At 48.5% G+C, this 12,742-nt stretch carries 10 protein-coding genes and 1 pseudogene; 5 read left to right on the top strand and 6 right to left on the bottom strand.

The features are described 5' to 3' along the window. Positions 1-183, bottom strand: a pseudogene (locus QZT80_RS01595) (hypothetical protein); the annotation flags it as partial. 244 nt (positions 184-427) lie between these two features. On the opposite strand from QZT80_RS01595, the gene QZT80_RS01590 reads away from it, so the two are divergent. Continuing rightward, positions 428-763: an RNA-binding protein gene (locus tag QZT80_RS01590; RefSeq protein WP_295116931.1), complete on the top strand. Its 336-nt coding sequence runs from the start codon at positions 428-430 to the stop codon at positions 761-763. 435 nt (positions 764-1,198) lie between these two features. Here QZT80_RS01590 and QZT80_RS01585 read toward each other — a convergent pair whose 3' ends face one another. Both QZT80_RS01585 and QZT80_RS01580 read right to left on the bottom strand, forming a co-directional pair. After that, positions 1,199-2,521, bottom strand: a complete 1,323-nt coding sequence (locus QZT80_RS01585; protein ID WP_295116929.1) for a dihydrolipoamide acetyltransferase family protein — start codon at positions 2,519-2,521, stop codon at positions 1,199-1,201. Between the two features lie 65 nt (positions 2,522-2,586). After that, positions 2,587-3,834 carry a CinA family nicotinamide mononucleotide deamidase-related protein gene (locus QZT80_RS01580; RefSeq protein ID WP_295116927.1) on the bottom strand — a complete coding sequence of 416 codons (1,248 nt, stop codon included), beginning with the start codon at positions 3,832-3,834 and terminating at the stop codon, positions 2,587-2,589. Positions 3,835-3,915: 81 nt separating this feature from the next. On the opposite strand from QZT80_RS01580, the gene dacB reads away from it, so the two are divergent. After that, on the top strand, positions 3,916-5,331 hold the full coding sequence (dacB, locus tag QZT80_RS01575; protein WP_295116926.1) for a D-alanyl-D-alanine carboxypeptidase/D-alanyl-D-alanine-endopeptidase: 1,416 nt from the start codon (positions 3,916-3,918) through the stop codon (positions 5,329-5,331). Here dacB and QZT80_RS01570 read toward each other — a convergent pair. Both QZT80_RS01570 and QZT80_RS01565 read right to left on the bottom strand, forming a co-directional pair. Then, the gene (locus tag QZT80_RS01570; protein ID WP_295116924.1) at positions 5,324-5,740 is read right to left on the bottom strand and encodes a thioesterase family protein; all 417 of its coding nucleotides are present in this window, start codon (positions 5,738-5,740) and stop codon (positions 5,324-5,326) included. The two genes, dacB and QZT80_RS01570, sit on opposite strands and share 8 nt — an antisense overlap. Positions 5,741-5,758: 18 nt before the next feature. Further along, positions 5,759-6,169 carry a DoxX family protein gene (locus tag QZT80_RS01565; RefSeq protein WP_295116922.1) on the bottom strand — a complete coding sequence of 137 codons (411 nt, stop codon included), beginning with the start codon at positions 6,167-6,169 and terminating at the stop codon, positions 5,759-5,761. Between the two features lie 287 nt (positions 6,170-6,456). On the opposite strand from QZT80_RS01565, the gene QZT80_RS01560 reads away from it, so the two are divergent. Genes QZT80_RS01560 through QZT80_RS01550 form a run of 3 tightly spaced genes read left to right on the top strand, consistent with a single transcriptional unit; the run spans position 6,457 to position 12,189 of the window. Continuing rightward, positions 6,457-9,534 carry a tetratricopeptide repeat protein gene (locus tag QZT80_RS01560; protein ID WP_295116920.1) on the top strand — a complete coding sequence of 1,026 codons (3,078 nt, stop codon included), beginning with the start codon at positions 6,457-6,459 and terminating at the stop codon, positions 9,532-9,534. A gap of 51 nt (positions 9,535-9,585) precedes the next feature. Continuing rightward, entirely contained in the window at positions 9,586-11,217 is a 1,632-nt protein-coding gene (locus QZT80_RS01555; protein ID WP_295116919.1) for a hypothetical protein, read from the top strand. A 33-nt stretch (positions 11,218-11,250) separates the two neighbouring features. Continuing rightward, positions 11,251-12,189: a hypothetical protein gene (locus QZT80_RS01550; protein WP_295116917.1), complete on the top strand. Its 939-nt coding sequence runs from the start codon at positions 11,251-11,253 to the stop codon at positions 12,187-12,189. A 160-nt stretch (positions 12,190-12,349) separates the two neighbouring features. Here the strand turns inward: QZT80_RS01550 and QZT80_RS01545 are convergent. Then, positions 12,350-12,742 (bottom strand): sugar nucleotide-binding protein (locus QZT80_RS01545; RefSeq protein ID WP_295116915.1); only part of this gene is annotated, 393 nt, incomplete at its 5' end.

The raw sequence follows: 12,742 nt of genomic DNA, 5'->3' as shown, positions 1-12,742 counted from the left end.
TTTTTTGTTCTCCTTAAACGCCACCAGGTTGTTGTAATGGAACACAACGTCCGCCAGTTGCGGGTATAGCTTGTTCTCGTTAAAATATTTGCTTATTTCCTGCAGATAGGCCAGCAGAGTGTATTTCTTCTGCTCAAAATCAATATAACCATCTGCAAACCAGGTTTCACTCAAACTTTTCATAATATTCAGATTTAAAAAATACAGCCAATCTGAATTTACGAAAAAGATTAATATAAAGATACACTCATACACCCTTTTGAATTTGTTAAAAATTAGTGCTACCTTCAAAGCCGCTACCAGAGAGAAGAGTAGCCGGTAATGCGAAATAAGGGCATGATCGGTTGCAAATTAATTTGGCGCAAAGAAAACTTCCATTTAAATTTATTATATTGAAGTATTAATTCATTTTTTTAATTTTTCTATCATGAACATCTACGTAGCCAACCTACACTATAGGTTGAACGATGAGGATCTTCACCAGATCTTCAGCGAATTCGGTCAGGTAACCTCAGCTAAAGTCATCAAAGATCACGAAACTGGCCGCTCACGTGGTTTTGGTTTCGTAGAAATGGCAAACCAGGAAGAAGGTTCCAAAGCAATGGAAACTCTGAATGGCAGTGAAGTTGAAGGCAAACAGCTGACAGTGAACGAAGCGCGTCCTAAGCAACCTGGTTCAGGTGGCGGTGGTGGCAGCCGTGGCGGCGGCGGTGGTAGCCGTGGCGGTGGCGGCTATGGTGGCTCGCGTGATCGCCGTTATTAATCAAAATTTGATTGTTACACACTCGATCCATAGAAATGGTCCTTTAATAGGACCATTTCGCGTTTAAAGAGGTGAGTGATTGGGGGGCCGGCTTCAGTAGTACTATCTGGCCGCCGTTGTGTCACTCCCTTCAACGACAACACTCTCCCCGTCAGGGTGATGCCCGCTAACGCGGGCATACAATAGAATAATCAGGCATCCTTAGGGGGCTTTCGCTGTAATAACATGTTGTACCGGGTACAAACCTAAGGTAACTCCCTTTTCCTTTGCTATATCATTACAGGACCATGCTATCCGAATGATGTTTTATCAACCCTTTCACGAAGCCCAGGTTATACTACCGCCTTGTTCCCCTAAGTAAAAACACAAAGGGCGCAAAAGCGGTCCGAAGACCTCTTTTACGCCCCTGCGTTATTTTAGCTTGCCTGCTATTGATTAATATTCTCTGGCCGGATCGAAATGCTCCATTTCCTGTGCTACAGCAGTGAGGAAAGTAGCACCGAGGCCGCCGTCCACAATGCGGTGATCGTACGACATAGAGAGGTACATCATGTGGCGGATGGCGATAGAGTCGCCCTGCTCGGTTTCCACTACTACCGGGCGCTTTTTGATGGCACCTACCGCCAGGATGGCTACCTGCGGCTGGTTAATGATCGGTGTGCCGGTGAGGCTGCCGAACGTACCAACGTTGGTAACAGTGAAGGTGCCGTTCTGGGTATCTTCCGGTTTTAATTTGTTGTTTCTTGCGGCATTGGCCAGTTGGTTCACGCTTTTGGTAAGGCCTACCAGGTTTAGCATATCTGCGTTACGGATAACCGGAACGATCAGGTTGCCGGAAGGTAATGCGGTGGCCATACCTATGTTAATGTCTTTCTTTACCACGATCTTATCGCCGTCGATAGAGCAGTTCACCAGTGGGTACTTTTTGATACACCTTACGATGGCTTCGATGAAAAGCGGCATAAAGGTAATTTTTTCGCCTTCCCTTTTCTGGAAACCGTCTTTCACGCTATCGCGCCAACGTACGATATTAGTTACGTCTACTTCAGCAAAGCTGGTTACATGCGGGCTGGTTTGTTTGCTGCGCACCATGTGTTCAGCTATCAGCTTACGCATGCGGTCCATTTCGATAATCTCCACGTTACCGCTGTAATTAGTGGTCGCCGGTTTGCTTACCGGGGACTCCTCCTGTTTGGCAACAGGCGCAGCTCTCGGTGTTTCTGCCGCAGGTGCTGTTTGCGCCGGGGCCGATTTCCTGGTGGATATATATTCGAGGATATCTTTTTTGGTTACCCTGCCATCGTTACCGCTGCCGGGGATCTTTTCCAGTTCGGCAAAGTTGAGACCCTCCTGCTGGGCAATAGTGAGTACCAGGGGTGAATAGAACCTTGGTTCGCCCGTAGGAGCGGCCGTAGCTGCAGGCGCTTCCGTACGCGCAGGTGCATGGAATTGTTTTTCCGCAACCGGCTGCTGTGCAGCGGGCGCAGTGGCAGGCGAGGCTGCAGGCGCATCATCTCCGGCGGTTTTGATGCGGGCTATTACAGTACCTACCGGTACCACATCATTTTCATTAAACAGCACTTCGGCAATTTCACCTTCCGCAATAGAAGGCACTTCGCTATCTACTTTATCAGTAGCAATCTCCAGCACTGTTTCATCGGCGCCCACTTTATCGCCCGGCTTTTTATGCCAGCGAAGTATAGTGGCCTCCATGATACTCTCTCCCATTTTGGGCATCACCAATTCTACTATAGCCATAATTTTGAATTTAGTGTTTAAGTGGTCGCAAAAATAGGGAAATTAGTCATGTCAACGTCAATCCCTTAACGGGTAATAAACTTTCTCAGCAGGTTTATGGCTGCAACCGATGCCATATCTGTATTCCTGGCCCTGTCGTACCTGAAATGATGTTTAATTGTCACGATCTCGTTCGCATCGCCGGCCGCCATCCATACTGTTCCCACAGGTTTTTCGGGCGTACCGCCGTCCGGACCAAGAATGCCGCTAACTGCTACCATATAATCCGTTCCCAGGGCTTTTATTCCACCCGTCACCATTTCTTTTACCGTTTCCTCGCTCACCGCTCCAAACGTTTGCAGGGTGCTTTCTTTTACGCCTAACAGGGTGGTTTTTATCTCATTTGCATAACTGACCACGCTGCCTTTGAAGTAAACGGAACTGCCGGGCACGCAGGTAATCATACGTGATATATTGCCGCCCGTACAGCTTTCAGCCGTACCTACGGTCTTGTTCTTCTCTTTTAATATTCGCCCCAGTACCTGTTCGATAGCAATGTCTTCATCTACCACCACGATATCTTCCAACATGGCTTTCAACTGGTGAAAGTGTTCGGACAATAAGGCGGCAGTACTGATCTTATCTTTTCCTGTAGCGGTTAACCGCAGTTTCAATAGCCCAAAGTTGGGCAGATAGGCCAGTTTAATGGAAGACGGTAAAGCGGCTTCGAAGTCTTTGATCCTTTCGGCCACGAACGACTCGCCCATACCGGAGGTAAGTAATGTTTGATGCAGCAGTGCCGGTGTTTGGAACTGATCGCGTATAATGTCCAGCACATGATCTTCCATAATGCCTTTCATTTCATGGGGCACGCCGGGCATGGATACATAAATCTTCCCGTCTTTATGGAACAGCATACCGGGGGCGGTGCCTCGTTTGTTAAACAATACTGTGCAGCTGTCGGGCACACGTGCCTGATCAACGTTGCGCTGCAATACAGGCAGGCCGCGGCTTTCGAAAAAGCCCATGACTGCGTGCAGGGTTTCTTCGTGTACAATGAGCTGACCGCCGAAGTAGTCCATCAGTACCGGCTTGGTAATATCGTCGGCCGTGGGACCCAGTCCGCCAGTAATGAGAATAATATGTGAATCGCGGCTTTCTTCGTCGAGCGCCTGTACAATGTCTTTTTTGTTATCACCTACGGCTACACGGCGGTGTACCCATACACCAATGTTATTCAATTGCTGCGCTATCCAGGCAGAATTGGTGTCGATGGTTTGTCCGATTAAAAGCTCATCGCCAATGGTGATGAGACTTGCAAGTATTTTCTCCACGCGGTGGTTTCTTTAAACGTTGAAAGACAAATTTACAGGCAAAAAGTTTGCCGTGATCAATAATCAAATTAATTTAAGCGTATGAGAAAACTTTCTATGCTGGTGGTCTGCTGCATGGCTGTACAGGGCGTAATGGCACAATCGACGGAGAAGAAGCTGCAGGATGCACTCACCATTTTGGTAAAAGACCCGCAAATGCAGTATGCGAGTTACTCTTTTTACCTGCTGAATGGTACGAACGGGCAAAAGATATGGTCGGTGAATGAGAATATAGGGCTGGCCCCGGCCTCCTGCCTGAAAGTAGTTACAGCAGCCGCTTCGCTGCACACATTGGGCAGCCAGTACCAATACAAAACCAGGCTGGCGTATGAGGGTACGATTGATGCGCAGGGGGTGTTGCAGGGCAACCTGGTGGTGAAAGGTGGCGGCGATCCTTCACTGGGTAGTGCGCGGTACCAGTCGGCCACCGAAACAGCCGTATTGCAAAACTGGCTGGCTGCGATAAAAAAGGCAGGTATTAAAAAGATAAACGGTAAGATTATCGGTGACGATAGCATTTTCGATACCCAAACTATGCCCGACGGCTGGGTGTGGCAGGATATGGGCAACTATTACGGTGCCGGCCCATCGGGACTTACCTGGCGCGAGAACCAGTTCGACATACTGCTGCAACCGGGCAGCGTACAAGGTGAACCGGCAATGTTATCTTCCACTAAACCCGCTATGCCTTACCTCACATTGGTTAATGAATTGCGAACGGGCCCCAAAGGCAGTGGCGACCAGGCTTATGTATACCTGCCTCCCTACGCCGAAACGGGTTATATACGCGGCACCGCCGGACTCGATGAAAAGAACTTTACCATCTCCGCAGCCGTACCCGATGCGGCCTATGAATGTGCTTACCGCTTGCAACAGGCCCTGGAAGCCGACAATATCAAAGCCGCCAAAGGTATCACCACCATTCGCCGGCAGCTAATAACAAAAGAGGCCTTGCCACAGAAGCTGACCACCATCTCCACCACCCTTTCTCCCACACTCGATAAGCTGGTGTACTGGTTCCTGCGTAAAAGCATAAACCTGTTTGGCGAACATTTCGTGAAAACACTGGCTTTACAGTCAGAAGAACAGGTGTCTACCGCCGCCGGCGTGAGCGTGTTGAAAACATATTGCCAGCAACTGGGTATCAGCGAAGCGGCCGTAAATATTATTGATGGTAGCGGCTTATCCCCCGCCAACCGTATTACTACAACCGCCCTGGCAAAGGTTTTATATAATGCGCAAAAGCAAAGCTGGTATGGGGCTTACTACGAAGCTTTACCAGAGGCGAATGGCATTAAAATGAAAGATGGGTATATCAGTAATGTGCGGTCGTATGCGGGGTATATTAAACCGAAACAGGGCCCTCCCCTGGTGTTCGCCTTCATTGTGAATAACTTTAGCGGAGGAGCGGGCCCTATGCGGCAAAAAATGTGGAAGGTGCTGGATAGCCTTAAGTAGCCTGGAAGTAAGGCAACAACTTTTCCTTTAAAGGATCGGGCAAAGGCACCTTCTGGCGGGTAGCTGCCTGCAGGAACACCAATGTGGTAACGCCTACATTCAGCAACTCGCCTTTTTCATTGAATAATTCAGAATGGAACTGGATTTTATGTGCAGCGGGGAGTTCACGCAGCGTGGTTTTCACCGTAATCAGGTCGTCGTACAAAGCCGGGCGCAGGTACTTGACATTCAGTTCCGCTACCGGCATAATTACGCCCTGTTCTTCCAGTTCGCGGTACGTAAAGCCAAGCTGACGGATCGCTTCCGCCCTGCCTACTTCGTAATAAAGAGCATAATTCCCGTAATACAGGTAGCCCATCTGGTCTGTTTCGCCATATCGTACGCGAATCTGTGTGGTGCTTGTAAACATCTCCTCTTCTTTTAAAAATTACTTACCTATCAAACCATCGATAGATACCCTGCCAGGACCGCAAAACATTAATACCAGGTAACCTACAAGGTAAAACACCGGCAGTTCCAGTTTGCCGGCTCCGTCATGCAAATGGATCTGAAAAACGATCACGGCACCGAGAATGATCAGCGGTATCAGCGCCAGCCGCGTAAACAGGCCCAATATCAGGAATACAGAACAAAATACCTCCGCGAAAATGGCCATTCCCAGCGAAGCCGACCGACCCACACCTAAAGGATCACTGAACGTTTGTGCCTTATGTGCAAAGTTCATGAGTTTAGGCAGGCCATGGTTCAGGATCATAAAAATACCCAATGCCAGTCGAAGCCCAAGCATGGAAAAATGGACCGCATTATCGGTAAATGAGGTAGAAAAAAGTTTTTTCATAGAACGGTTTGTGGTTTGATTCTTGCTAATAACGGCTGCAAGATAGGAAATTGAATGTTTTTGCTGCAAAACCGAGTTATCCACATCACTGTAGATAACCTCCCGGCAACGCCAAAATGATAAATTTTATATTTGTTTTGTTTGAAAACCCCCAAATTTGCACACTTTAGAGGACGAGAGAGAAGCGTTGACGGTGGATATGCAGGATAACCCGATAAAGGCATCCGAAATATTTTCGTTAACAGATCGTTTTAATTCGAGTATTACAAGGTATTAACAAATAAAGCATGAAGCAATTCATAACAAGGCTCTTTTTACCAGGACACTTTAGCGTACTATTGATCACATTTGCCGGCAGCAGCCTTTTAGGCCCCGCTACCGCAACAGCGCAGCAGACGAAAATTTATACGGACGAAGAAAAGGTATTCAAGCACGCCCAACAATTATTCCGCGAAGAGAAATATGCGGTTTCCATGCAGCTTTTTAAGCAAACGATCGACCATATCGATTACTGGCATGAAACGAACCGTACCCTCGTGAACACCGACGCACATTACTACCACACCATCTGCGCCCTTCGTTTAGGACAGGCCGATGGCGAAAGGTATGCCCTGCGTTTCCTGGAAATGTTTAACAACTCGCCGCGCGAGCAACTGGTGAGCTTCGAACTGGCCCGCTATTACTTCCACATCAATAAAGTAAAAGAGGCCATTCCTTATTACGAGAAAGCTGGTATCGACAACCTGACAAACGAACAGGTGGCCGATGCGAAGTTTGAACTGGCTTACTGCTACTTCAACGTAAAGGACTTCAAAAAGGCCTTACCGCTCTTCGCTTCTATTAAGGACGTGCAGAACAAATACTACCTGCCGGCCAACTATTACTACGGCTTCATTGCCTACTACAACAAACAGTACGATCAGGCGCTCAGCAGCTTTAAAAAGGTGGTGAACGAACCTAAGTACAGCGCAGTGGTACCCTACTATGTTGCCGAGATTTACTACTTCCAGAATAAAAAAGATGAACTGATTAAGTTTGCCGAACCATTAATTGCCAAAGGCGGCATGTATTACGAAGGTGAACTGAAACAACTGGTTGGCCAGGCTTACTTCGAGAAACAGGAGTACACCAAGGCGCTGCCTTATCTGGAAGAATTCCAGGATAATGCAGATGAAATAAGGAAAGAGGATGTGTACCAGCTCTCTTACAGCTATTACCAAACCGGCAAACTCGATAAAGCTATTACAGGCTTTAAACAACTGAGCAGCGAAAAAGATTCACTCGGCCAGAACTCTATGTACCTGCTGGGTGACTGTTACCTGCGCACCGGTCAGAAGCAGAACGCACGTAACGCCTTTGCCTTCTGCGCCCGCAACAGCTCTAACGCAGTACAGCAGGAAATATCCCGCTTTAACTATGGTAAACTGTCGTACGAACTGGGCTACCAGGACGTAGCGATCGCCGAGCTGACCAACTTCATCAAACAATACCCACAATCTAAGTACAATAAAGAGTCGAGGGAAATACTGGTGAGCGTGTTCATGAACACCAATAACTACCAGGACGCTTTATCAATCATCGAGAACCTGCCGGAAAAGAACCCAACGGTACTGAAAGCTTACCAGCGTGTAGCTTACGGCCGTGCCACCCAGCTGGTAAACGACCAGCAGCTTGGCGAGGCAGAACGTTTACTGGATATCGCGATTGCTAACCCTTACGACCAGCAGATTACCCAGCTGGCCAACTTCTGGAAGGCAGAAATAGCGCTCCGCCAGAACAATTCCGATAAAGCGATTGCTGGTTTGCGTGGTTACCTGGCTACCAACCCTCCCCCATCATCAGGAGAAGCAAATGCGCAAACAGCCAGCTACAACCTCGGTTACAGCCTGCTTAAAAAAGAAAGCTACAGCGAAGCACTGCCTTATTTCGAAGCAGCACAACGCAGCGGAGGCCCTAATGCCGGACGTATTGCCAACGACGCAGCACTGCGTTCTGCCGATTGTTATTACATGCTCAAAGACTTCCCGAAAGCTACCGCTCTGTACGACCGGGTAATTGCGAACAACGAACCGGGTGCCGACTACGCCACCTATCAGAAGAGCATCATCCTCGGTATTCAGGGTAAGAGCAACGACAAAGTGGCTATGCTGAAACAACTCGCCAACAAGTATCCATCGTCCACTTTCAATAACGAAGGCGACCTGGAAATTGCGAATACTTACCTGGCCGACGAACGTTTCAACGACGCTATTCCTTATCTTAAAAATGTACTGTCCAAACAGCCTAACGGCCCCAATGCGCCTAAAGCCCTGCTGAAACTCGGCCTCGCGTATTACAATATGGATAACGACAATACCGCCATGACCTATTTTAAGGACGTGGTGCAGAAATACCCGAACTCCGCCGAAGCCAATGAAGCACTGGAAAGCCTGCAGGCTATTTATGTGGGTCAGGGCAAAACGGACGATTACCTTGCATTCCTGCGGTCCAGCGGTAAAACGGTTTCTGTATCCGCAGAAGATTCTATCAGCTTTGCTGCTGCAGAATCGAGGTTCAGTAAAGGGGATTGTGCAGGTGCTGCACCGGGCTTCACATCTTATCTGCAAAAATTCCCTAAAGGCCAGTTCGTATTACAGGCCAACTTCTACAAAGCTGAATGCCTGAACACTAATAAAGACTACACCAACGCGCTGCCTGGTTACGAATATGTACTCACCAAGGGTAACAGTCCGTTCGCTGAAAGAGCGGCGCAACAGGCGGCTTACATCAACTACTACCAGGTAAAGAACTACACCAAAGCACGCGAATACTATCAGCAACTGCAATCCCTGTCGACCAGCAAAGAAAACACGCTGGCTGCCACCCGCGGTTTACTGCGTAGTAACTACCAGTTAAAGAACTGGAGCGAGGTAACCACCTTCGCCGAAAACCTGCTCGGCAGCGCCAATATCAGCACCGACGACCAGATCATTGCCCACTTTTACCTGGGTAAAGCACACCAGGAAGGAAGCCGGTACGACGATGCCATCAGCGAATACAAAATCGTAAGCGGCCTTACCAAATCGGAAATTGGTGCCGAAGCGCGTTACAGCATTGCTAACAGCTACCTGCTGAAAAACGATTTGCCCGCAGCCGAAAAGGCCGGTTTCGACCTGATCAAAAATGCACCCGGCTACGAATACTGGACTGCTAAAACTTACATCCTGTTAGGCGATGTGTACCTGAAACAGAAAGACTATTTCAACGCGAAAGCCACCTTCCAGAGCATAGCCGAAAACTGCCCGATTGATGAACTGAAGAACGAAGCCAAAGAAAAACTGGCTAAAACAGAGGCAGAAGAAAAAGCAGGATCTAAAATCAAATAATCTTAATGACCGCGAAAGCGAACATTATTGAAACATAAATCATTCGTTAGCATGCATCTCTTACGCAATATATTACTGGTTTCGGGCGCTGCCCTGGCATTGCAGTCTACTGCACAGGCACAGGATTCGCTTAAACAGGAAACCATCAACATCATTTCCAATTACCAGCCTAAACTGCGCGATGCGGCTAAGCTGAACCTGAACGCTTCCCTGCCCGGCGTAGATACCAGCCGCCCCAGGATGACCTACCAGGTGCCTGCCCTCAATCTTTACTTCATGTACCAACCGGTTCCCCTGAAACCACTGGCACTGGGTAAAGATTCGCTGAAAGCCCTGCAAAACAATTACGTAAAAGTGGGCTATGGTAATCTTAGCACGCCTTTAATAGAAGCAGGTTTCGGCAGCGGCAGAAACGAGAAGTGGAGCTTTGGCCTCTTTGGCAGCTACACCGGTTCTAAAGGTGAGATCAAAAACCAGGACTATACTTCGGTGAACGTACTGGCCAGCGGCACTTACTACTCCCCGCTTTTCGAAATAAACGGCGGTATCAAATACAGTCTTAACCAGGTGCATTACTACGGTTACGACCACTCTGTACTCGACTTTAAAAAGAGTGATATTAAACAGGCCTTCAATGAAGTAACAGCGCAACTGGGACTTAAAAACAGGCCGCTGGACAACTGGGGCTGGCAGTTTCAGCCAGATGCGAAACTGATCGTATTCGGCGATTCATTCGAGCGCCTGGAGAACACTTTCCAGTTGAAAGTGCCCATCCGCAAACAGTTGTTCGAAGACCTTTACCTGAAGGCCGAAGGTATTCTTGACCTTTCGACTTTTAAAGAAGACAACAATGAGCAGATCAATAACAACGTAATGGCCATTCACCCTGCGCTGGAATTGATTAAACCAGGTTTTATGCTGCATGCCGGCTTAAACCCTACCTGGACCAAGAAAAACAAGTTTTACCTGCTGCCCGATATCGTGAACGAATCGCACCTGATCCGCAAAAAACTGATACTGAGCAGTGGCTGGATATCTTATATCGATAAAAATAACTACCGTAACCTGGCGAACAAAAACCCGTTCATCAGTGGTTATGCCGATTCGATCCTCAACACTAGGATAGAAGAGAAATACACCGGTATTAAAGGTACTTTAGGCAGCCACTTTAACTATAACACCAAGTTCGCTTCCGTTACCTTCCATAATCTGCCGCTGTTCGTAAACGACAATGTGGATGGTAAAACCTTCGACCTACGTAATGAGGAAGAACTGCGTGCATTCCAGTTCCACGCCGAAGTTGGTTACATGCAGGAAGAGAAGTTCCAGATACGCCTTAGCGGCGACTGGTGGAGTTATAATAAACAGGAAACTGAGCTGAAGGCCTGGGGTATGGTGCCGTTCCAGTATAACCTGTACGGGCAGTACAGCTTCTTCAAAAAGCTGCACATTAACGCCGACCTGTTCGCATTGGGCCGCAGCTACTACCTGGAACCCAACACCATGAACTTTGGCAGGACCAAAGCCGCCATCGACCTGAACGCCGGCGCTACTTACAATATCAGTAAGAATTTCAACCTGTGGTTTAACGCTAACAACCTGTTTAACAGCAAGTACCAGCGTTGGAACAACTACGCCTCCTACGGCCTGAACGTAGTTGGCGGTGTGATGATCAAATTTTAAATCGTAAACTTGCACCCAAACTAAAGCTGGCGGATGCTACAGAATTATATCACAGAAGTCCTTTTTAAACAGCAAACCTGCTGCGTACCGGAGGTGGGAACATTTACGATACAGCACATCCCTGCGCATTTTAACGTGGTGGAGCAACAGTTGGTGCCGCCCCGCGAACAGATTTTGTTCGAGGAGAAATGGGACAACGACCTGGCCTGCGCCCAGTGGGTATCTCACAAAGAGAACCTGGTGGAGAGCGTGGCAAGGTTAAAGATGGTAAAGTATGTAGAGCAGTTCAAGCAAACGCTGGCAGAAGGCAATACCATCACCCTCTCCGGTATTGGTACCCTTCATAAAGACCCTTACGGCCAACTGGTATTTACCCCGCACGAATTGCCCGACACCTGGACGCCCCTCGACCTGCAGCCTGTGCTGAGGCCGGAAGTAGCGCCCAAAGTAACGGTAGGTAATACTGAAATGGTGAACCAGCAGGTGGTGAATTATATGTCCGCCTCGCCCGACGAAGGCAGCAATTTCAAATGGTGGTGGGTGGTTTTCCCCCTGTTACTGGTTGCTTTGGGCGGTGCAGGCTGGTACTTCTGGCAACAACAACAGCACGGGGCTACTAATGAGTCAATTACACCCGAAACGTCTATCCGTCCGGCAGTTACGCCGATCGATACCCCGGCTGTTAAGCAGGATTCAATACCCGCAGTGGAGTTGGTGGCGCCGGTTATTCCGGCTAACGACAGCGTGCAGTATTACGCGGTTTATATGACTTACAACCTGTTGGTGAATGCAGAAAAAATGGCAAAGAACCAGCGCAACTGGGGCCGCCCCACAACGGAGATGTACACCAGGGATTCCACACAGTACAGGCTTGCGATACCTGTAACAGCGCTGGTGTCGGATACAGCAGCGGTGAAGGATTCCCTGTTTAAGAAATTAGGTGTGCGCATCCTGTTCATGGAAAAGAAATAATCATCTTCTTATATGTAAAAGGTCCGCCCCGAAGCGTTAGGGGCGGACCTTTTTTATGGAACAGGCGATGGTAGTACTATTGAGCCCCCGTTGTGTCACTCCCTTCTGCGACGGTAACAATATTGGGCGGGGGAATCGGATACACCGCCAGCAATAGTATTTAGCGAGGCAATTGTGCTTTCACCACTGCTATCCCGTCTTTAAAACTACGCGGTGCATAACCCAGTTCGTTTACCGCTTTGTTGATGATAAAGCCTGTACGGGCGGGCCTCTTCGCCGGTTGTGTGAAAGTGGCTGCATCTACCCGCTCTATCAGCGAAGCATCCAAATTAAACTCCTGCGCCACAGCCAGCGCCATCTCGTACGGCGTAAGCAGATCGGCACCAGACAGGTGAAACAATCCGGTAGCCTGCTTATCCACGATCAGTTTACAGCCAATTGCCAGATCGTGCACAAGCGTGGGCGTACGCCATTGATCATCAACAACCTTTATTGGTTTATGCTGCTCCAGGTTATCTTTTACCCAGGTAATGATATTCGTACGTTTAGGATC

Origin of the sequence: uncultured Chitinophaga sp. (assembly GCF_902168175.1) — a bacterium.
In the GTDB taxonomy this organism is placed as follows: domain Bacteria; phylum Bacteroidota; class Bacteroidia; order Chitinophagales; family Chitinophagaceae; genus Chitinophaga.
This window is presented reverse-complemented; position numbering and strand designations above follow the sequence as displayed.